This window comes from Streptomyces sp. NPDC050806 (assembly GCF_055586425.1).
On record NZ_JBVJIF010000001.1, the window covers coordinates 40,256 to 61,665 of the forward strand.

18 protein-coding genes are annotated in these 21,410 nt (G+C 70.7%); 10 read left to right on the top strand and 8 right to left on the bottom strand.

Features of this window, described 5'->3' with window-relative positions; all coding sequences use genetic code 11:
* Nucleotides 1–3 precede the first annotated feature (3 nt).
* On the bottom strand, nt 4–1,557 hold the full coding sequence (locus tag ACZ6WH_RS00195; RefSeq protein ID WP_469724817.1) for a class I adenylate-forming enzyme family protein: 1,554 nt from the start codon (nt 1,555–1,557) through the stop codon (nt 4–6).
* Between the two features lie 118 nt (nt 1,558–1,675).
* Between ACZ6WH_RS00195 and ACZ6WH_RS00200 the strand changes: the two genes are divergently transcribed.
* Both ACZ6WH_RS00200 and ACZ6WH_RS00205 read left to right on the top strand, forming a co-directional pair.
* Entirely contained in the window at nt 1,676–2,245 is a 570-nt protein-coding gene (locus tag ACZ6WH_RS00200; protein ID WP_469724818.1) for a PadR family transcriptional regulator, read from the top strand.
* 939 nt (nt 2,246–3,184) lie between these two features.
* Nucleotides 3,185–4,273 (top strand): hypothetical protein, encoded by a 1,089-nt coding sequence (locus ACZ6WH_RS00205; RefSeq protein ID WP_469724819.1) that lies wholly within the window; start codon nt 3,185–3,187, stop codon nt 4,271–4,273.
* Here ACZ6WH_RS00205 and ACZ6WH_RS00210 read toward each other — a convergent pair.
* Nucleotides 4,270–5,271 carry an AraC family transcriptional regulator gene (locus ACZ6WH_RS00210; protein ID WP_469724820.1) on the bottom strand — a complete coding sequence of 334 codons (1,002 nt, stop codon included), beginning with the start codon at nt 5,269–5,271 and terminating at the stop codon, nt 4,270–4,272. The genes ACZ6WH_RS00205 and ACZ6WH_RS00210 overlap by 4 nt on opposite strands.
* Before the next feature lie 723 nt (nt 5,272–5,994).
* Here ACZ6WH_RS00210 and ACZ6WH_RS00215 point away from each other — a divergent pair.
* The 7 genes from ACZ6WH_RS00215 to ACZ6WH_RS00245 all read left to right on the top strand — a co-directional run bounded on the left by ACZ6WH_RS00215 (nt 5,995) and on the right by ACZ6WH_RS00245 (nt 11,523).
* A complete protein-coding gene (locus tag ACZ6WH_RS00215) occupies nt 5,995–6,924 on the top strand; it encodes a tyrosine-type recombinase/integrase (RefSeq protein ID WP_469724821.1) in 930 nt (309 codons plus the stop codon).
* Nucleotides 6,925–6,958: 34 nt separating this feature from the next.
* Nucleotides 6,959–7,783, top strand: coding sequence for a HipA family kinase (locus tag ACZ6WH_RS00220; protein ID WP_469724823.1), 825 nt, complete (start codon nt 6,959–6,961; stop codon nt 7,781–7,783).
* Nucleotides 7,780–8,175: a DUF3037 domain-containing protein gene (locus ACZ6WH_RS00225; protein ID WP_469724825.1), complete on the top strand. Its 396-nt coding sequence runs from the start codon at nt 7,780–7,782 to the stop codon at nt 8,173–8,175. The genes ACZ6WH_RS00220 and ACZ6WH_RS00225 overlap by 4 nt, the downstream gene beginning before the upstream one ends.
* 204 nt (nt 8,176–8,379) lie before the next feature.
* Entirely contained in the window at nt 8,380–9,141 is a 762-nt protein-coding gene (gene fabG / locus ACZ6WH_RS00230; protein ID WP_432850893.1) for a 3-oxoacyl-ACP reductase FabG, read from the top strand.
* Between the two features lie 159 nt (nt 9,142–9,300).
* Nucleotides 9,301–10,053 (top strand): SDR family oxidoreductase, encoded by a 753-nt coding sequence (locus ACZ6WH_RS00235; RefSeq protein ID WP_469724827.1) that lies wholly within the window; start codon nt 9,301–9,303, stop codon nt 10,051–10,053.
* 163 nt (nt 10,054–10,216) lie between these two features.
* A complete protein-coding gene (locus ACZ6WH_RS00240; protein WP_432850892.1) occupies nt 10,217–10,894 on the top strand; it encodes a uracil-DNA glycosylase in 678 nt (225 codons plus the stop codon).
* Nucleotides 10,895–11,037: 143 nt separating this feature from the next.
* On the top strand, nt 11,038–11,523 hold the full coding sequence (locus tag ACZ6WH_RS00245) for a hypothetical protein (protein ID WP_432850890.1): 486 nt from the start codon (nt 11,038–11,040) through the stop codon (nt 11,521–11,523).
* Nucleotides 11,524–11,654: 131 nt separating this feature from the next.
* On the opposite strand, the gene ACZ6WH_RS00250 is transcribed toward ACZ6WH_RS00245, so the two are convergent.
* On the bottom strand, nt 11,655–12,170 hold the full coding sequence (locus ACZ6WH_RS00250; protein ID WP_432850889.1) for a DinB family protein: 516 nt from the start codon (nt 12,168–12,170) through the stop codon (nt 11,655–11,657).
* 222 nt (nt 12,171–12,392) lie between these two features.
* On the opposite strand from ACZ6WH_RS00250, the gene ACZ6WH_RS00255 reads away from it, so the two are divergent.
* A complete protein-coding gene (locus ACZ6WH_RS00255) occupies nt 12,393–13,298 on the top strand; it encodes a Gfo/Idh/MocA family protein (RefSeq protein WP_469724829.1) in 906 nt (301 codons plus the stop codon).
* Between the two features lie 43 nt (nt 13,299–13,341).
* Here ACZ6WH_RS00255 and lnt read toward each other — a convergent pair whose 3' ends face one another.
* The 5 genes from lnt to ACZ6WH_RS00280 form a co-directional block, all read right to left on the bottom strand.
* Nucleotides 13,342–14,925 carry an apolipoprotein N-acyltransferase gene (lnt, locus tag ACZ6WH_RS00260; protein WP_469724830.1) on the bottom strand — a complete coding sequence of 528 codons (1,584 nt, stop codon included), beginning with the start codon at nt 14,923–14,925 and terminating at the stop codon, nt 13,342–13,344.
* Between the two features lie 141 nt (nt 14,926–15,066).
* Entirely contained in the window at nt 15,067–15,582 is a 516-nt protein-coding gene (locus ACZ6WH_RS00265) for a nuclear transport factor 2 family protein (protein ID WP_469724832.1), read from the bottom strand.
* Nucleotides 15,583–15,680: 98 nt separating this feature from the next.
* Complete coding sequence (locus ACZ6WH_RS00270) at nt 15,681–17,570, bottom strand: ABC transporter ATP-binding protein (protein ID WP_432850882.1); 1,890 nt, start codon at nt 17,568–17,570, stop codon at nt 15,681–15,683.
* A gap of 107 nt (nt 17,571–17,677) precedes the next feature.
* Nucleotides 17,678–19,009, bottom strand: coding sequence for an MFS transporter (locus ACZ6WH_RS00275; RefSeq protein ID WP_469724834.1), 1,332 nt, complete (start codon nt 19,007–19,009; stop codon nt 17,678–17,680).
* A gap of 216 nt (nt 19,010–19,225) precedes the next feature.
* On the bottom strand, nt 19,226–21,253 hold the full coding sequence (locus tag ACZ6WH_RS00280; protein ID WP_469724836.1) for a heavy metal translocating P-type ATPase: 2,028 nt from the start codon (nt 21,251–21,253) through the stop codon (nt 19,226–19,228).
* Nucleotides 21,254–21,410 lie beyond the last annotated feature (157 nt).

A 21,410-nucleotide genomic window follows, 5' to 3' on the forward strand; every position in this document is an offset into this window, starting at 1 on the left:
GCGTCACCTGTCTGCCGCTGCGGCGCTGTCGGCCAGCGCCTGGTAGTCACCGGAATCCAGCCCACGGCGGAGGATCTTGCCCGCTCCCGACTTGGGGAGCTCGGCCACGGCGATGAGTCGTTTGGGGCGCTTGAGGGAGGGCAGTCCGGAGCGCTCGCGTACGTAGGAGTCAAGTACCGCCAACGCCTGGTGGGGGGCCATGTTCTCGGCGGGAACGAAGAACGCGGTGGCGGCCTGTCCCCACCGGTCGTCGGACAGCCCGACCACGGCGACCTCGCTGACTGCCGGACAGCGGATCAGCCTGTCCTCGATCTCGTCCGGATAGATGTTCTCGCCACCGGAATTGATCATGTCGTCGACGCGTCCGGCGACCCACAGGTCCCCGTCCTCGTCGGCGATGGCGAGGTCTCCGGGGAAGTACCAGCCGTCGCGGATCGACTTGGCGTCTGCGTCGGGGCGGTGCCAGTAGCCGGCGAATGCCTCCGGACTCTGCAGGGAGATGGCGATCTGTCCCTGCTCGCCGGGGCCGACCAGCGCGTCGGGGCCGGCGTCCGGGACCGGTTCGACCAGGCGGACCCGGGAGAAGACACCGGCCCGGCCCGCGCACCCGGGCTTGGCGATGACATCGGGCCCCACGGTGAAGGTGTAGATCTCGGTGCTGCCGAAGTGGTTGACGAAGGACTTCGGCTGAAGTGTCTCCGCCAGTTGCTCCACCAGTGCCGGGGTCATCGACGAGCCTGCGTAGGCCAGTTTGCGCACGGACGTGGCTTCCGCGAGGCGGCCGGTGCGCACCAGCGACCAGTAGATCGTCGGTACGAGGTAGAGGCAGCTGATGTGCTCTTCGGTGATGAGGCCGAGTGTCTCGTCGGCGTCGAACCGTACCTGCGGAGTCCATGTGCCCGCACCGACGACGGTGGCGATGAGCGTGCGCAGCCCCATGGTATGGAACAGCGGCATCACGCCGAGCGTCACGTCGAAGGGGGCCTGTCCGCTCTGCAGCAGATGGGCGATCGCGGCGTGGTGCTCGGCTCGGTGCGTCCGCGGCACGCCCTTGGGTCTGCCGGTGGTGCCCGAGGTGTAGAGCATCACGCTGGTGTCCTGCTCGGACACCCGGACGTCGAGCGGGCCGTCCGGCTGACCGGACGCGAGGCGCTCGATCGTGGCCTCGCCCGGGTCGCCGGAGAGGATCCACGGCAGGGAGTCCATGCCGCTCAGTGCCTCTTCGGCGACGGCGGCGGTCGACGCGTCGCTGATCACCAGCGCGGGCTCGGCGTCGGAGAGGCAGTACTGGAGCTCGGAGGCACTGAAGCGGAAGGACAGCGGCACCGAGACGGCACCCAGCTTCTGGGTCGCCAGGTGCAAGCTGGCCAGCGGCTCACCACCGGCCATCGAGAGCACCACCCGCCCGCCGGGGCGGACGCCGAGCTCGGCCAGCGCCCGCGCCAGCCGGTTGGTGTGGGCGTCCCATTCCCGGTACGTCATCGGGGCCCTGCCGCCGACCGCCCGGCGCTGCGGATAGCGCTCGGCCGTCCAGCGCATGACCGTGCCCAGATCCATGGCCCTCCCTCTCCCTCGAGGTGCGATTGAGCTATGCACACAACCGCACGCTCATACCATCCTATTCGAACCGTATGTTTCGGACCGTGCAGCTCGAACCTACGGTACGCTTCAGACCATGTCAACGGTCCGGCTCTCAACAACCTCGTTCGTCGTCCTGGGGATGATCGCGACGCGTGGCCCTTCCACCTCGTACGACCTCAAGCGCGCGATCGGCCGGTCCGTGGGCTACTTCTGGAACTTCCCGCACGCGCAGCTGTATTCAGAGCCCAAGCGGCTCCAGAAAGCCGGTCTCCTTGAGCTGCACCAGGAGGACACCGGGCGGCGGCGCAAGACGTACACCATCACCGCAGCGGGCCAGGCCGCGCTGGGCGAGTGGCTGGCCGAGCCGGTCAAGGAGCACTTCGAACTCCGTGACATCGCGGAGATCAAGCTGTTCTTCAGCGAACTGGCGGAACCCTCGGACGTGGCACGGCTCGCCCAGGACCAGATCGAGCAGCACGAAACCCGGATCGCCGAGTACGAAGAGATGCAACGCCGCTACGGCCACATCGAAGAGGTCGCCAGCCGCATGATCACCCTGGAACTCGGGCTCGGCATCGAATACGCCGCCCTCGAGTTCTGGCGCAAGATCCGGGCACGGGCAGAAAGCGGCGACTTCCCGAAGTCCGGCCCGACGCAGCAGTGACTTTCCAAGTCCGCCAACGCGGCTCCGCATTCCAGGGGAGTAGCGAGGCAGGCGCTCATCACGTGCTCGGTCACCACCCGGGGAGGCCGTGGGGGCGGTGGCAGCGGAGCTGCTCGCCTAGGAGGCCACCGAAACGGCGGCTCGCCGGTCCCTGACCGACCGGGGCCGATGGAGCAGACGATGCCGTTGCGGCACCGCAACGGCCACCGCCTGGATGGGGGCTGCTCGCACACCGCAGGACGGCGGAGCCCGCTCCATGGAAGGGCACCTGACGTCCGCAGCGCCCCCGGCGCCGAGGCCGCCCCGCAGCCCCACGCGTTACCGGGTGACCGTTCAACCAGTTGCCGTATGCCCGGGTCATCGTCGACAAGGGCCTGCGGCCGATGCGGACCAACACCGTCACGGAACGCGCGCCTGCCCCCGCCGAGGACGACCTGCGCGAGCTGCGCGCACCGCAGACAGTGCCGGGCCCCGAGGGCGATGGCCGGGAGCGGGCCGCAGCCAGGGTGACGAATTGCGCCACAGCTGGCACACGCGTACGACCGAGCCTGCGCCAAGCCGTCCCTCGCGAGCAACTGTGCGCCACCCGTTCACCGCGTGACGATCTGCACCCCACGGAACGTGCCACCACCAGCGGACTCAGCTTCTCGGGGTTGCCTGCCGACGCAGTGATTGCAGTCGCTCGCTCACCAGAAGGACCGCAGGGCCGGCGTTGGCCGTCTGCCGTTGGCTGACGCGCACTGGGCGCGGATCGAACGGTCACTCCCGTGCCGGACGTGGAAGTGGGGTGACCGGCGTACCGCCTGCACCTGCTGGCGGGGGCCAGCGTGTCACCCGGCGTCGGCGTTGCCTCGCAGGCATCCTGGTGGGCACTTGCGGTATGGATGCAGCGAAGAGGAAGGGCCCAGCGTGCGGGTGTCGTTTCAGGGCGTTACGGTCGTGGCTCTCCTGGCGGAACCGGATACGCCGACGGAGATCGCGCAGCGCATGGCCCAGATGCTTCCCGCTCGGCTGGCCGACAGGTCCGGCCAGGGGCGACGGTTCGACATCGAGGTGGTCAGTGAGCCCTTCAGCTCAGGAACCGAGGACCCGCCCGCCTTGATACGCCGGATCATGGACCGTGGACGTGCGGAGCATTGGGACATCGTCGTGGCCCTCACCGACCTTCCGCTGCACTCACACGGACGCAGGCTCGTTGTGGACCTGAGCCACGAACACGGCTTGGCGCTGCTGTCACTTCCTTCGCTGGGGGGCTTGCGGCTGCAGACGAGGGCCCGGCGGGCCGTGGAAGAAGCCGTGCTCGGCTTGGCGGGTCCGCGGGCCACAAAGGCTGAAGAACCTCCGCAGAGTCAGCCGCTGCTGGGGCCCTTCGTCAGTCGTCTCGCGCCTATTCACCCGGGCACGGTCGATGCGGAGGAGACCGCTGATCTTCGGTACGTCGTCAGCGGGCCGCGCGGTTACCTGAGGGTGCTCTTCGGTATGGTCCGCGCCAACCGGCCTTGGCGGTTGGTGCCGGGCTTGTCGAAAGCCCTGGCGGCCGCACTCGCCACGGGAGCCATCGCCACCCTGGACTCCACCACCTGGAGCCTCACTGAGGCCCTGAGCGCGCCACGCCTCGTGGTCGCCATGGTCGGGTCAGTCGGGCTCATGATCGGCTGGCTGATCGTAGACGGGGAGCTGTGGCATCGATCAGCAGAGGTCTCGCGGGAGGCAAGGCAGAGGGCGAGGCTCTACAACACCTCGACCGTCATGACCGTTGGTATCGGGGTACTCGTCTGCTACGTGGGTCTGATCGTCATCAACTTGGTGTGGGCGCTGTTCATCCTCAACGGCCGAGTGTTCGCCTCCTTGACACGAGCCCAGCTGCACGCCACGGAATACTGGACGTTGTCCTGGTTCGTGGCTTCGGTCGCCACCGTGGGCGGCGCGCTGGGATCAGGCTTGGAGAGCGACGAGGCGATCCGGGCAGCCGCCTACTCCAAGCGCGAACAGGAACGTCGCCACATGCTGGAAGACGACCAAACCTAGGTCCTGTGGAGAGTCGTCGAGGGTGTCACGCCATAGCGTTGACGGTAGTCGGCGGCGAACCTGCTGCGGTGTGTGAAGCCCCAGCGGTAGGCGACTTCGGTGACGCTCACCTGACCGGGTTCATTACGGCGCAGCTCCTCGTGAACACGGGCCAGCCGAATCCGGCGCAGGTAGGCCATGGGCGGCATGCCCACGTGGTGACGGAATCCCTGTTGCAGCCGCCGTATGCCGACCTCGGCGATCTCGGCGAGGAGCGTCACGGTGAACGGGTGCTCCGGGTGCGCCTCCATGGCGTCGATGGCGCGCTTGACCGGGGCAGGCCGGGAGGGTGGGGCCGGCCGCGCCAGTTCTTCGCGATAGGGGTGATCAGCCGCCAGCAGCAGTCCGATCACCATCGCCTCGTGCAGTCGGTCGGCGACCAGATCCTGGTGGATGAGCCCATGGGACGTCTGCGCGTCTTCCGCGGCCGTCCGGACCAGCTGTGCCCAGCTGCGCCCAGGGCCGTGAGAGACGTCCATGGCGGGTGCAAATCGAAGGGGTAGCCGGATCGGGGTGTCGAGCAGCCGCTCCAACTGGAGCTCCAGTTCGGAGCGTTCGACCTTGACCGCGAGAAGTCGGCAATCACCGCTCCACCGGTCCAGCACCGTATCGTGGCCGGGCTGGAAGACCGCGGCCTGGTGCACTGTGGCCAGTATTGGATCGAGGCGCCCCTGATGCCACGTCATGGACCCGGTGAGCGGCACGTCGATGTGGTAAGCCCCCAGCTCACCGAAGCGCATGCACAGATCCGCACCGAATTGCAGAGTACCGAGCGTCACGTGATGGAGCCTGCTGATCGCGAAATGCCCGGTGAGAACGGCTGATGGCTGGAGCAGGTCGACGACGTTGGAGTAGAAGTTCCGTCCGATGACCTGCCGGGCCTCGTCCAAATCGTCGGTGCAAAGCCGGACCGGCTGGCCGAATTCGGCTCGGGGGGCCGGAACCGGAAACTGATACATATCCTCCGTCGCTCCTTTTGCAGGACAGCGCTCGTTCGGTCATGCCCGAGGGTCCGGGTGCGGTGTTTCTCTTCCTTCAAGAACCAGGCCCGATGCCGGTGCGTTACGGATTGGACGGCCCTGGTGGCGCAGGAGGAGGGTTTCGGCGGTGGCCCGACGGGCGCCCCTCTTCGAGCACCGGGTGTGCGAGCCGGACGACCGCCGCGTCCTCCCTGTCCGGCAAACCTCGCCCGTGCAGCTCGACCAGGAGGCGCATGCGGACGCGGCCGGACGCCTGCCCCGGTCCCATCCGGCAGCAGGCCCGAATCGGCGACGACGCGGCGGTCCGGGCGGCACCCACGGAGCCACGCGGCCCCAGCCCAACAGGCACAAGATCATCTGGCATCCGTGGAAGTCTGCCGCTCCACCACTCCGAGAGTCGAGCCCCTCACTGAGTTCATACTGCACCGATTCAGTTAATTGCGTTTACAGGATCACTGCAAGTGTTAACCGGATCATGTCCGGGGGCATCAGTACTTAGGTTTCTGCCTGGGCCGCTGGCCTGCGCAGGACTGCCGACGGGATGCCGCTCAGTGAGTCTGCGTGCGGCGTTCCGGGAGCCCAGACCCCGCCCCCGGAACGCCGCGCACACCGAAGCAGCGGGGCCGGGCGTCCCCTCCCAGGGGCCAAGCGGACACGCCTCCTGGGCCGGGCCTGCTCGACGAGGACTACGACCGCGCCTAGTTGGACGCGACGGTCTTGTCGGTCGACTATCGGCGAGGAATTTTGGGCGAGCTGTCCGCGATTCTGGAGACCGCCGTCGATGACCGGCGCATCGTCAGGAATCCGATGCGGTCGAAGTCGGTGCGGTGGCCGAAGGCGTCGAAGGAGCGTCGCGAGGCGTGGCCGCTGGAGACTGCACTGAGCGTCCGGGACCTGATCAATGAGCGACATCGCATCGCGGTGGTGCTGGGCCTGGGGTGCGGGCTGCGCCAAGGGGAGGCGTTCGGCGTCGGTCCGGAGGACATCGACTGGGCGCGTGGCGTGCTGCATGTCCGGAAGCAGGTGCAGGCTCTGGGCGGGAAGCTGTACTACGCCCTTCCGAAGGGTGGGAAGACGCGCAGTGTGGATATGCCCGCCTCAGTGGCTGCCGAGCTGAAGCGTCACATCGAGTGCTTCCCGCCGAGGGAAGTGGAGCTCCCTTGGGGAGGGCCGGGTGAGGACATGGCACGCAAGAAGGTCCCGCTTCTGCTGACCTCCCGCTACGGCAATGCTGTCGCCGTGAACACGTGGAACACCTACGTGTGGAAGCCCGCCCTCGCGAAGGCCGGCGTCATCCCGCCGCAGGCTGAGGGCGCGAAGCCCTGGCAGTGGGCCGCTGCGCCCAAGGACGGCTTCCATGTGCTGCGGCACACCTACGCCTCGGTGATGCTGGAGGCGGGGGAGTCGGTGGTCACGCTCGCGCGGTGGATGGGGCACTCGTCGCCGACCATCACGCTGGATCACTACGCGCACTTCATGCCGGATGCCGGTAACAGGGGTCGGGGTGCCATCGACACCCTGTTCGGTGGTGGGGAGAGCGGCGTGGTCGATCGCGGCCGAAACTCCCCAGAAACTCCCCAGGGGGGTTCAGGGCGGATCGCCAGGTCGGAGAGCCTTGTCGGTCCGTCTTGATTCCTAAGGCCAGGTAGGCGTATAGCCTGGGGAAATGCTGACAGAAGTCATTGCGACTCGATATGTGACACCCCTGCGGGAGGGTGGATCACTGCCAGGGATCGTCGAAGGGGACGACCTGGGTACTTATGTCATGAAGTTCACCGGGGCCGGGCAGGGGCGGAAGACGCTTGTTGCTGAGGTGGTCTGTGGGCAGCTCGGGCGGCGGTTGGGGTTGCGGGTGCCGGAGCTGGTGCGGATGCAGCTGGATCCGGTGATCGGGCTGAGTGAGCCTGATCAGGAGGTGCAGGAGCTGCTCAAGGCGAGTGGCGGGCTGAATCTCGGGATGGATTACCTGCCCGGGTCGTTGGGGTTTGATCCGCTTGCCTTTGAGGTGAGTGCGCGCGAGGCGGGGCGCGTGGTGTGGTTCGACGCGTTGATCAATAACGTCGACCGGTCGTGGCGGAACCCGAATCTGCTGGTCTGGCACGGGGAGCTGTGGCTGATCGACCACGGGGCCACGATGATCTGGCACCACAACTGGCCGGGTGCGGAGAAGGCGGCCGTGAAGCCGTATGACGCTTCGGATCATGTGCTGGCTACCTTTGGGCCTGACGTGGCGGGTGCGGCGGAGGAGCTTGCGCCGCTGGTCACGGAGGAGCTGCTGGCCGAGGTGGTGGCGGATGTGCCGGACGAGTGGCTGGTGGACGAGCCGGGGTTCGAGTCGGCCGAGGAAGTGCGGCAGGCGTATGTGCGGACGCTGGCCGCGCGGGCCGCGGTGATCAGCGAGAACATCAAGGTCGGGGAGCGTACGGAGGAGAAGCCTTCGCAGGTGCCGGGCTGGCTGGCCGGCAAGCTTCCGCGGAGGGCAGTGAAGTGAGCGGACTGCACAACGGACGGGACGTCTTCGAGTACGCGCTGCTGCGGGTGGTGCCCAGGGTCGAGCGCGGCGAGATGATCAACGCGGGGGTCGTCGTCTACTGCCACGCGCGGCGCTTCGTGGAGGCGCGTACGCATCTGGACGAGGCGCGGCTGCGGGCGCTGGATCCTTCGGTGGATGTGGAGGGGGTGCGGGCCGCGCTGAGTGCCGTCGAGGGCGTTTGCTGCGGTGGTGAGCGGGCCGGGCAGGCGGCGGGGGACGATGTCGGCCGGCGGTTTCGGTGGCTGATTGCGCCGCGCAGCACGATTGTGCAGCCCGGGCCCGTGCACACCGGGCTGACCGCCGACCCGGCCAAGGAAGCGGAGCGGTTGTTGGACCTGCTGGTGCGGTGAGGTACGGGGGCCACGGGGGCGGGTACGGACTTTCCGTGCCCGCCCTTGTCGTCCGATGCCGCAGGTGAGGTGCGCAACGGCTGGCGGTGGGGCGTTGACAGCGGGTGGCCTGGCTTCTAGCGTCAGCTCTGCTGAAGCGACTAAGCGGTTGCTCACCCGCCTTCCGGGAGCGGTGAGCCGCTTTCGAGGTGAGGAGAACCCCGCATGTCCACCACCGAGCAGCGCGTAGCCATCGTGACGGGCGCCGCCCGCGGTATCGGCGCCGCCACCGCCGTGCGCCTGGCCGCCGAGGGCCGCGCCGTCGCCGTACTCGACCTGGACGAGGCGGCCTGCAAGGACACCGTCGAGAAGATCACCGCGGCCGGCGGCAAGGCCCTCGCGGTGGGCTGCGACGTGTCGGACTCGGCGCAGGTGGAGGCCGCTGTCGCGCGCGTCGCCGACGAGCTGGGCGCGCCCACCGTGCTGGTCAACAACGCCGGTGTGCTCCGTGACAACCTGCTGTTCAAGATGGCCGACAGCGACTGGGACACGGTCATGAACGTGCACCTGCGCGGCGCGTTCCTGATGTCCCGCGCCTGCCAGAAGCACATGGTGGACGCCAAGTTCGGCCGCATCGTGAACCTCTCCTCCAGCTCCGCGCTCGGCAACCGCGGCCAGGTCAACTACTCGGCCGCCAAGGCCGGCCTCCAGGGCTTCACCAAGACGCTCGCCAAGGAGCTCGGCAAGTTCGGCATCACCGCCAACTCCGTCGCGCCCGGCTTCATCGTCACCGACATGACCGCGGCCACCGCCGAGCGGGTCGGCATGGGCTTCGAGGAGTTCCAGGCCGCGGCCGCCACCCAGATCCCGGTGCAGCGCGTCGGCAAGCCCGAGGACATCGCCAACGCCATCGCCTTCTTCACGGGCGAGCAGGCCGGGTTTGTCTCCGGTCAGGTCATGTATGTCGCGGGTGGCCCGCTCAACTGACGCGTGCGTAGCAGGTTATACCTGCGGTACAGCTCACATGTGCGTACCGGTCGCGCGCACGTACAACTCGCATGCGGGTACAACTGACGCGCGCGTACGTGCGTACGTCAAGGTCAGCCGACGGGACACGGTCAACCGACGCCAGGAGATCCAAGGAACATGACTGAGCAGGACAACGCCAAGGTCGCCCTCATCACGGGCGCCAGCCGCGGCATCGGGTACGGCGTCGCCGAGGCCGTGCTCGCGCGCGGCCACCGCGCCGTGATCACCGGCCGCAACGAGGACGCCCTCAAGGAGGCCGTCGAGAAGCTCGGCGCCGACCGGGTGATCGGCGTGGCCGGCAAGGCGCACGACGAGGCCCACCAGGCGGCCGCCGTCGAGCGGGCCATGGAGGCCTTCGGGCGGGTCGACTACCTCGTGAACAACGCCGGTACCAACCCGGTCTTCGGGCCGATGGCCGAGCTGGACCTCGCGGTCGCGCGCAAGGTGTACGAGACCAATGTCGTCTCCGCGCTCGGCTTCGCCCAGCAGACGTGGAAGGCGTGGCAGAAGGACAACGGTGGGGCGATCGTCAACATCGCGTCCATCGCGGGCGTCTCCGCCTCGCCCTTCATCGGCGCGTACGGTATGAGCAAGGCCGCGATGATCAACCTCACGCTGCAGCTCGCGCACGAGTTCGCGCCCACGGTGCGGGTCAACTCGATCTCGCCCGCCGTGGTCAAGACGAAGTTCGCGGCCGCGCTGTACGAGGACCGCGAGGCGGAGGCGGCGGCGCAGTACCCGATGGCGCGGCTCGGCGTGCCGCAGGACATCGGCGGGGCCGCGGCGTTCCTGCTTTCGGACGACGCGGGCTGGATCACCGGTCAGAACCTCGTCATCGACGGCGGGCGGTTCCTGAACGCGGGGGTCTGAGAGGCGGCGGTGGCGGCGGTCCCCCAGGGGCCGCCGCCACCGGCATTTTCGTTTCTCCTCGCGGGTTTTCCACAGGCCCGGGTCCCGGCGGACGGCGTTGTCAGTGGTCGCCGGTAGGTTCTCCAGGGAAAGACGCGGAACCCACCCGGAGGTCGTTGACGTGATGCCCGACATGCTGCCCGAATCCTGGCGCGGCGTACTCGGCGAAGAGCTGGCCAAGCCCTATTTCGAGGAGCTGACGGCCTTCGTGGAGGAGGAGCGCGCCCGGGGTCCGGTCTACCCGCCGCGCGAGGAGGTCTTCGCCGCGCTGGACGCCACGCCGTACGACCAGGTGAAGGTGCTGGTCCTCGGCCAGGACCCGTACCACGGCGAGGGCCAGGGACACGGCCTGTGCTTCTCGGTGCGGCCCGGCGTCAAGACGCCGCCGTCGCTGCGCAACATCTACAAGGAGATGCACGAAGAGCTGGGCACTCCGATCCCGGACAACGGCTATCTGATGCCGTGGGCCCAGCAGGGGGTGCTGCTGCTGAACGCGGTGCTGACCGTGCGGGCCGGTGAGGCCAACTCCCACAAGGGCAAGGGGTGGGAGAAGTTCACGGACGCGGTGATCAGGGCGGTCGCGAGCCGGCCCGACCCGGCGGTGTTCGTGCTCTGGGGCAACTACGCCAAGAAGAAGCTGCCGCTGATCGACGGGCAGCGGCACGTGGTCGTGCAGGGGGCGCATCCCTCACCGCTCTCGGCGAAGAAGTTCTTCGGCTCGCGCCCCTTCACGCAGATCAACGATGCGGTCGCCGCCCAGGGGCACACCCCCATCGACTGGCGCATTCCCGACCTCGGCTGAGCGGAGTACACGGAGGTGCCGGTAGCCCGCCCGGGGCTCCCGGGCCCCGCTCCGTCCGGACCGTTCGCCGTGCCGGGGGAGCGGGGCGCGGTTAGCGTCGGGGGTGCAGGTGGCCGGGCGGCGTACGGATGCGGGAGAGCGCAGTGGCACAGAGGCGGCAGGGGACGACGGCCGAGCACGCCGTCCTGACCAGGATCGGACAGGCCGTCATGTTGCACCGGGGCGGTGACCGGGAGGAAGCCCGCAGCCGGATGACTCTGTTGTGGCACGAGCTGGGGCCGTCCGCCGACGCGTACCAGCGCTGCGCGCTCGCCCACTATCTGGCCGACACCCAGGACAGCCCCATGGAGGAACTGCGCTGGGACCTGCGGGCGCTGAGTGCGGCCCAGGGGAGCCGGGGGCACGCGGACGCCGGGCGTGCCGAGCTGCGGGCGCTGCTGCCCGCGCTCCATCTCGACCTCGCGGCGGATTACGCCCGGCTGGCCCGGCACCCCGAGGCCCGCTGGGAGCTGGGCCGGGCCCGTACCGCACTGGACGCGCTGGAGGACGACCCGCACCGACAGGGCATTCGCGCCGCCATCGAGCGCCTTCAGCACCGCCTGGACCGCGCGGGCGGCCCCCGCGCGTAGCGGGCCTCGCCGTGCGGCGGCCCTGTCAGCCGCCAGTCAGAAGGCCGGGCAGAAAGCCGGTCAGGTGCTGGTCGGACTGGCGCTAGTCGGACAGGTGCTGGTCCGAAAGGTGCTGGTCGGACTGGTGCCGGTCAGGCGCCCGTGTCGCCGTCGAGGCGTTCGCGGAGGAAGTCGGCGTGGCCGTTGTGGCGGGCGTACTCCTCGATCATGTGGAGGTAGATCCACCGCAGCGTCAGTTCCTTGCCCGGCAGCCGGTCGGGCGCCGGCTCGTCCAGGGTGCGGCCCTCCGCGGCCTTCGTTGCCAGCTCCACCTCCGTCTGCCAGGTGGCCAGCGCCTCGGCCGCGGTGTCCTGCTCGCCGAAGTGCCAGTCGCGGTCCCAGTCCTCCTCGTCGCAGTAGATCCACGGGAGGTCCTCGCCGGTCATGATCCGCCGGAACCAGTGCCGCTCCACCTCCGCCATGTGGCGCAGCAGGCCGATCAGGGTCAGTTCCGAGGGCGGCACCGAGGCGGTCCGCAGCTGTTCTTCGGTGAGCCCCGCGCACTTCACGGCCAGGGTGGCGCGGTGGTAGTCCAGCCAGCGCACCGATTGCGTGAGCTCGTCGCCGGTTCCGGTGGGGATGGTGCGTGCTGGATCGGATGCTGTCATGCCGTCCAGCATGGCCCGCTGTGGCGTGTGCCGACCCGGTTTTTCCCGGTTCGGTCGGCACGGCCCGCAATTTTGCGCCAGCCTGCGGGAATGGGGTGCGGCGGACGGCCCGGCCTGCTTGCGGAGGGAGCCGCCCCGGCCACTCGCCCGGCCGCGTAGGCTCGGACGCGCTCCATGACCCCCGGCCCGGTCTCCGGCCCGATACCTCAGAGGTGAAGCACAGTGAAGGTAGGCTGCATCGGCCTCGGTGACATCGCGCGGAAGGCGTACCTCCCGGTGCTCGGGGCGCAGCCCGGGGTCGAGTTGCATGTGCAGACCCGTACCCCTGCCACCCTCGAACGGGTCGCCGACACGCTGCACCTGCCCGCCGCCCAGCGCCACGGCGACCTGGAGTCGCTGCTCGGCGCCGGGCTGGACGCGGCCTTCGTGCACGCGCCGACCGGGGTGCACCCGGAGATCGTCAGCCGGCTCGTCGACGCGGGCGTTCCCACCTATGTCGACAAGCCGATTTCTTACCATTACGGCGAGAGCGAGCGGATCGTGCGCCGGGCGGCGGACCGCGGCGTCAGCCTGGCCGTCGGATTCAACCGCCGCTACGCGCCCGCGTACGCGCAGTGCCTGGAGCACCCGCGCGAGCTGATCCTGATGCAGAAGAACCGCGTCGGGCTGCCCGAGGACCCGCGCACCCTGGTGCTGGACGACTTCATCCACGTCGTCGACACGCTGCGGTTCCTCGCCCCGGGGACCGTCGACGACGTGCACGTACGGGCGCGCGTCCGGGACGGGCTGATGGAGCACGTGGTGCTGCATCTGGCCGGCGACGGGTTCTCCGCCATCGGCACCATGAACCGGCTCAGCGGCTCGGCCGAGGAGGTCCTCGACGTCTCGGGGCAGGACACCAAGCGGCAGGTCGTCAACCTCGCCGAAGTGATCGACCACAAGGGGCAGCCGAGCGTACGGCGTCGCGGCGACTGGGTGCCGGTCGCCCGGCAGCGCGGCATCGAGCAGGTGGCGCTGGCCTTCCTGGACGCCGTAGGGACCGGAAAGCTGCTCACCGCCGAGGACGCGCTCCGCACGCATGAGCTCTGCGAACGAGTGATCGGCGAGGCGCTCGCGCAGGCCGCCTAGTGGGTGATCGGCGAGGCGCTCGCGCAGGCCGCCCAGCGAACGATCAGCGAGGCGCCGGCGCGGACCGCTCAGCGGGTCCCACCGACGAGGGCTTGCGCAGTGCCCGGGTCCCCTTCCGCACGCAGTAGACGGCGATCGCGAGGAGGGCCGCGTACAGGGGCCAGTCGCCGAGGCGGACGTACGGGCTGGTGCCGTGGGCCAGGGGGACGTCGTAGACGGCGGCGGTGGCGCGGTCGGTGCCCAGCCGGGGGCCGACCTGCTCGCCGCGCGGGCCGTGGACCGCGCTGACGCCGGTCAGCGTGGCGTGCACCATCGGCCGCCAGGTCTCGGCGGCGCGCAGCGCGGCCAGGGAGGCGTGCTGTGCGGGGGCCCAGCTCTCCTGGAAGGAGGACGTGGCGGACTGGGCCACCAGTACGCCCGCGCCCTGACGGACCAGCCGGCGGCTCATGTCGGGGAAGGCCGTCTCGAAGCAGACGAGGGGACCGAAGCGCAGGCCCGCGCCGGCCGCCGTGTCCGCCGTCATCACGACCTGGCGGGTGCCGCGGTGGCGGTCCTCCGTGGCGGCCTTGCCGACGCTGGTGGCCCAGCCCAGTATCGAGCGGGCCGGTACGTACTCGCCGAAGGGCACCAGGCGCATCTTGTCGTAGCGGTCACCGGTCGGGCCGTCGGGGCCGATGAGCACGGACGACTTGTAGATGCCGGGGCGGTCGGCGCGCCGGGCGTCCACGTTGACCAGCAGGTCGGCGTCCACCTCACGGGAGAGCGCGGCCAGCCGGGCCCGCAGGTCCGGGCGGTCGCTCAGGTCGGCGCCGACGCTGCTCTCGCCCCAGACGACCAGGTCCACGCCGCGGCCCGCGAGACGACGGGTGAGCTGCTCGCCCCGTGCGAACCGGGCGTCCGGGCCGGCCACCACGCCCGCCTGCACCACGGCGATCCGGGTCGTGCCGGCGGGCGGCGGGCGCGGCGTCCACAGCCAGGCGGCGCCCGCGGCGACGGCGATCGTCAGCAGCCCGGCGAGCGCGGCCCGCCACGCGGTCCGGGTCAGGAGAAGGGCCAGCGCGGTGTTCACCGCGACGAGCAGCAGCGTCAGCAGCCAGACGCCGCCGAGAGAGGCGAGCCGCAGCGCAGGCGCCACCTGCCACTGGCTCGCCCCGAAGACGCCCCACGGCCCGCCCAGGTACTCCCAGGAGCGGACCAGTTCGATCAGCAGCCAGCCGGACGGTACGAGGACCAGGGCGGCCGCGCACCGGCCGGGGCCGGGGCCGCGGGGGCCCGCCGGGGTGTGCCGGCTCCGCAGCAGGTCGCGGACGAGCAGGCCCCAGGGCGCCCAGAGCGCGCCGAGCAGTGCGGCCAGGACGAGGAGGAAGACGTGCAGGCTGGGCAGCAGCCAGTGGTGCACCGCCAGCATGAACGCGGTGCCGCCCAGCCAGCCCTCCAGCGCGGCACGGCGCGGTGTGGCGGCCGTGGCGAGGAGAGCCAGCCAGGGGACCAGTGCGACGTACGCGAGCCACCAGAGGGCGGGTGCGGGGAAGCACAGGGCCGGCAGCGCGCCCGCCACCAGTACGGCGACGACGCGCCACCAGGGGGAGCCGGGGCTCCCGTCCTCTCGGCCGGCCGGGCGGCGCATACCGTGTCCCCCTCCAGGACCTCTCGGATCGGCCCCCTCTCGGGTCGGACGCCCAGTGTGCGCCACGACGGCGATCAGGCACAGGGGGCGCGGCGGCCCGCGTTCAGGAGGAAGCCGCGCGGGGGAAGAGCCTCGCTAGCCTCACGCCTTCTTCGCCGGTCCGATCTGCCGCCATCGCTCGTGGACGACGACCTCGGCCAGGCGCCAGCCGTCCGCGGTGCGGTGGGCGGTGAAGTCGTAGCGGCCCGCGCAGGTGTAGTTCGGCGCGAGTGCGGCGTGGCCGTGCGGGTCGGTGCTGGTCGGGGCGGTGGTGGGCGGCTCCGACGGGTCGGCGAGCAGCATCGGGTTGAGGTAGTCGGCCCGTACGGTGGCGGTGTCGCCGGGGGCGCCGTCCCGGGTGTCGAGGGCGATCCGGCGGTTGACGATCAGATGCTGGCGGACGGGGAAGTGGCGCATCATCTCCGCGAGCCAGGCGGCGATCTCCTCCCAGCCGCCCTCGATGCCGCCGGCCGAGCGGTAGTCCGCCCGGCCGTCCTTGGTGAACAGGTGCCGGTAGGCGGCCCAGTCGCCGTCGTCGACGGCGATGGCGTAATCGGTGACGAGGTCGTCGATCGCGAGGCGGTCCATGACGGTCGAGTGTTCAGCGCGCTGAGTCACCCTACGAGTGTTCGGCATCGGCCGGTCGCCGCCAAGAGGCGGGACCGGCCGGTGCTGTCGTACGTGGTCGGATGGGCGTCGGCCGCCCGGGGCCGCGGTCAGTTCACGGCCACCTTCCGCTCCGCTGCCGACTCGGCGAACTGGGTGCGGTACAGCTCCTCGTAGCGACCGCCCGCGGCGAGCAGCGCCTCGTGGGTGCCGCGTTCCACGATGCGGCCGTCTTCGAGGACGAGGATGAGGTCGGCGGACCGTACGGTGGACAGCCGGTGGGCGATCACCAGGGAAGTGCGGCCCGCCAGCGCCTCGGCCAGCGCTTCCTGTACCGCCGCCTCGGAGGTGTTGTCCAGGTGGGCGGTGGCCTCGTCCAGGATCACGACCCGGGGGCGGGCCAGCAGCAGGCGGGCGATGGTCAGCCGCTGCCGCTCACCGCCGGAGAGCCGGTAGCCGCGTTCGCCGACGACCGTGTCCAGGCCGTCCGGCAGGGAGGCGATCAGCCCGTCGAGCCGGGCCCGGCGCAGCACGTCCCACAGCTCCTCCTCGGCGGCCCCGGGCCGGGCCAGCAGCAGGTTCTCGCGGAGCGAGTCGTGGAAGAGGTGGCCGTCCTGGGTGACCATGCCGAGGGTGTCGCGCAGCGAGGCGGCCGACAGGTCGCGCACGTCCACGCCCCCGATGCGTACGGCGCCCTCGTCCGTGTCGTACAGCCGCGGCAGCAGCTGCGCGATGGTGGACTTCCCGGCGCCGGAGGAGCCGACCAGGGCGATCATCTGGCCGGGCTCGGCGCGGAAGGACACGCCGTGCAGGACATCGTCGCCGCCACGGGTGTCGAGCGTCGCGACCTCTTCGAGGGAGGCCAGGGACACCTTGTCGGCGGCCGGGTAGCCGAAGCGCACATCGTCGAACTCCACGGCCAGCGGGCCGTCGGGTACCGGGCGGGCGTCCGGCTTCTCGCTGATCAGCGGCTTGAGGTCCAGTACTTCGAAGACCCGCTCGAAGCTCACCAGGGCGCTCATGACCTCGACGTGGGCGCCGGAGAGCGCGGTGAGCGGCGCGTAGAGGCGGGTCAGCAGCAGGGCGAGGGAGACGATCGCGCCGGGGCCGAGGCTGCCGCTGAGGGCGAGGTAGCCGCCGAGCCCGTAGACGATGGCCAGCGCGAGTGCGGAGACGAGGGTGAGGGCGGTGACGAAGTACGTCTGCACCATGGCCGTACGGACGCCGATGTCCCGTACCCGGCTCGCCCGTGCGGCGAATTCGGCGGACTCGCGGTCGGGCCGCCCGAACAGCTTGACCAGCGTGGCGCCGGGCGCGGAGAACCGCTCGGTCATCTGGGTGCCCATCGTGGCGTTGTGCGTGGCGGCCTCCCGGCGCAGCTGCGCCAGGCGCCGGCCGACGCGCCGGGCCGGCAGCACGAACACCGGCAGCAGCACGAGGGCGATCAGGGTGATCTGCCACGACAGGGCCATCATCACGACGAGCGTCAGGACCAGGGTGACGATGTTGCCGACGACTTGGGAAAGGGTGTCGCTGAAGGCCCGTTGCGCGCCGATGACGTCGTTGTTGAGGCGGCTGACCAGGGCGCCGGTGCGGGTACGGGTGAAGAAGGCCACCGGCATGCGCTGGACGTGGTCGTACACGGCCGTCCGCAGGTCCAGGATCAGGCCCTCGCCGATGGTCGCGGACAGCCAGCGGATCAGCAGGCCGAGGCCGGCCTCGGCGAGGGCGATGGCGGCGATCAGCCCGGCGAGGCCCAGTACCAGTCCGGTGGAGGAGCGGTGCTCGATCGCGTCCACGACCCTGCCAGCGAGCAGCGGGGTGGCCACGGCGAGCACGGAGGTGACCGTGCTGAGCAGCAGGAACGCCACCAGATTGCGTCGGTGCGGGCGGGCGAAGGCCGCGATGCGGCGCACCGTCCCGCGCGAGAACGGACGCTTGTCCTGTTGCGCGGTGACGGTGCTGTGCATCGAATGCCAGGCGGCGACTTCCATGTCCATCGCGGACCTCCGGGATGCGGTCATCCGTCGCGGTCGGGACTGACCGGCGACACATCAGGAAGCTATGACCTCAACCAATGTTGAGGTCAATTGCTTCCCTCGAAGGTTCAGCAGAAGGGGCGGTTCCCGGAGCCTGTCGAGCGGAGCTCGCAGGCCGCGGTCGGGTACGTCGTGGACTCGGTGAACCCGGGTGAGCCGGTGCGGACCGGGGCGGACCGGCGGGACGGGCTCAGTGCTGTGGCGGCGGACAGCAAGGCCGGGGCCGCGGCAAGGGCGAAGCACACGGGCAAGGGCATGCGGCCCACGAGCAGCCCGGCGGCAGCCGTTGCCGCCGCCGTGCCGGCGTTGAGCGCGGTGTTGACCCATGCGCCCGCTCTGGTGCGGGCATCCGGGCCGGCGCACTCGTCGGCGATCAGGTACGCCGTCGTGATGGCCGGGGCCACGAAAAGTCCGCCCAGTGCCGCCCAGAGGATGAGCACGTAGGGATGAGGCGAAAGACCTGCCGCCGCCAGCACGAGCCCCAGGGCGATCGCAAGCAGTGACAGCCGGCGCCTGCTCGACGCGCGCCACTGCACGGCGCCGTAGACGAGGCCGCCGACGGCGCTGCCGGCGGACAGCGCCGCCAGGACCCAGGGCACCACATGGGAGGCGTGGCGTTCATCGGCGAAGGCGATCACAAGGAGGTCCAAGGCGCCCAGGCTCACACCCACCCCAGCAGAGACGGCAATCGCCTGCCCCAGCCTCGCGCCGCCCCTGGATGCCGGGCCCGGGGGAGCGTCCTCGGACGGCCCTGCCGACGCCGCAGCAGCCTTTCCCCGGTCTCCCCAGTCGCGGGTCACCGGTGACGCGGCCAGCGTGAGGGCCCCGGTCAGTACGAGGGCGGCGCTCACGGCAAGACCCACCGACGGCACGGCGACTTGCACCAGAACGCCCACCAACAACGGCCCGGTCACGAACAGGAGCTCCTCGGCCACCCCGTCCAGGCTGTACGCGCGTTGCAGCAGCGCCCGGTCACGAACCAAGGTGCTCCACAACGTTCTCATCACCGGACCGAGTGGTGGCGTACTGGCACCAGCCGTCCCGGCCAGGAGACCCAGGAGGATTCCCGGCACGCCTGGCCATGCGGTCGCCAAGGCCAGGATGCTCAACAGCACCGCATAGGCGGCGGCCATGGGAGGCAGCACGCGGCGCGGCCCGTACCGGTCGACCAGACCGGCACGGGCAGGAGAGAGAAAGACACTGGTCAACCCGAACGCAGCCGTGGCACTGCCTGCCACGGTGTAGGAGTCGGTGGCCTCTTTGACCGCCAGAATCAGCGAGAGAGAAACCATTCCGTAGGAAAGCCGGCCCACCAGCGCCGCACCGAAGGTGCGGCAGGCATAGGGGGTCCGCAGCACAGCTGCGTACGACGGGGCCACGACAGGCGAAGACATGATCATGTTCCTCGGGAGAGGCGGCGCCGTACCGGCGGCGCTCGCACGTGCAGGGGCAGCGAAGGCCGCGTCCGGTGGGAGGACGCGGCAGCACTGACTCCTATGCACGGAAGAGGAACATGCGGGCGAACATAGCAGAACCGGGTCGAGAGGGGTGACCCTCATGACAAAAGTGCCGTCTGCCGATGCCCACCCGCTGATCACGAACCGGCAGGTGGGTGCTCAGGCCGCGGCGCGCCGCCACGCCGTCGTACGCAGCAGCCGCAGACCGTTCAGGCCCACCAGGACGGTCGAACCTTCGTGCCCCAGCACGCCCAGCGGCAGCGGGAGTTGGCCCGCCAGGTCCCAGATCACCAGGGCGCCGATGCACACCGACGCGATGACGAGGTTCTGCTTCACCAGCTGCCGGGCGCGCCGGGAGAGCGCCACGACGGTGGGCACGGCGCCGATCTCGTCCCGGACGACCACCGCGTCGGCGGTCTCCAGCGCCAGGTCCGAGCCGGCCCGGCCCATCGCCACGCCGCTGTCGGCGGCGGCCAGCGCGGGCGCGTCGTTGACCCCGTCGCCCACGACGAGCACCCGCTCGCCCTGCTCCTGCCAGGCGCGCACCGCCGCCACCTTGTCCTCGGGCAGCAGCCCGGCGCGTACGTCCGTCATCCCCGACTCGTCGGCGGTACGGGCCGCGGTACGGCCGTTGTCACCGGTCAGCAGGGCGGGCTCGGCGCCGGCCAGGGCACGCAGCCGGGCGACGGCACGGGGCGCGCCGGGGCGCAGCCGGTCGGCGAGCGCGAGTACGGCGGCGGGCGCGCCGTCGATCAGTACGACGACGGCGGTGCGGCCGTCCTCCTCGTACTCCGCGACGGCCCGGCGGGCGACCTCGTGTCCGGCGACGGGCTTCCCGGCGGCTGCCGCACCGTCCGGGCCCTCGGCGTCCGTCGGCAGATCGCCCGTCAGCAGGCCCGAGGGGCTGCCGACCTGGACCGTACGGCCCGCCACCGTGGCCCGGACGCCGCGGCCCGGTACGGAGGAGAAGTCCGTCGCGTCCGCCGGGCGCAGGCCGCGGTCGCGGGCGGCGGTGACCACCGCGCGGGCGAGCGGGTGTTCGCTGGGGAGTTCGGCGGCGGCGGCCGCAGCCAGCGCCTCGTCCTCGTCGAACCCGGGCAGCGCCCGGACGGCGGCGACCCGCGGCGTGCCCTCGGTGAGGGTGCCGGTCTTGTCCATCGCGACACGGGTGACCGAGCCCAGCCGCTCCATCGCCACCGCCGACTTCACCAGCACGCCGTGCCGTCCGGCGTTGGCGATGGCGGAGAGCAGCGGCGGCATGGTCGCCAGCACGACCGCGCACGGCGAGGCCACGATCATGAAGGTCATGGCGCGCAGCAGCGTCGGGGTGAGGGCGGCGCCGAAGGCCAGCGGGACGGCGAAGAGCGCGAGGGTGGCCACGACCACGCCGACGGAGTACCGCTGCTCGATCTTCTCGATGAACAGCTGGGTCGGCGCCTTGGTGCCGCTGGCCTCCTCGACCATCGTCACGATGCGGGCGATGACCGATTCCGACGCGTCCGCTTCGACCCGGACGCGCAGCGCTCCGGTGCCGTTGAGGGTGCCGGCGAAGACGGTGTCGCCGCTCCGCTTCTCGGCGGGCAGCGGCTCGCCGGTGATGGACGCCTGGTCCACCTCGCTCGCGCCGTCCAGCACGGTGCCGTCGGCCGGCAGCCGCTCGCCGGGGCGCACCAGGACGGTGTCGCCGACCGCCAGCGCGGTGGCGGCCACGGTCTCCTCGCCGTCGGCGGTCAGCCGTACGGCGGTGGACGGGGCGAGGTCCAGCAGGCCGCGTACGGAGTCCTCGGTGCGCCGGGTGGCCAGCGCCTCCAGCGCGCCGGAGACCGCGAAGATCACGATGAGCAGCCCGCCGTCGAGGTACTGGCCGATGGCGGCGGCGCCGATCGCTGCCACGACCATCAACAGGTCGACGTCGAGGGTGCGTTCACGCAGCGCTGTCAGGCCCGCCCAGCCCGGCTCCCAGCCGCCCGCCGCGTAGCACACGGCGTACAGCGGGCCCCACGCCCAGGCGGGGGCGCCCGCGAGGTCGAGCGGGAAGGCGATCAGGAAGGCGAGTGCGGCGAGCGCGGCCCAGCGGACCTCGGGGAGCGCGAAGAGCCGGGTGCGGCGGGGGAGCGCCGCGGGGGCCGGTGGCGCCGGAGCGGTGGCCGCGGTGGCCGTGTGCTCGTCGGCCAGCGTGGAAGCCATGGGAGACACCTCGGGAGCGGTGGCGTGCGCGGGCGGGGCCCGGGGGCACGAGGGTGCGGACGGGGACGGAAAACCACGTACGCATGAAGACCTCTTCATGCGTATGCGCCGGTGCCACCATAGCCGAATACATGAAGAGGTCTTCAAATATGCTGGT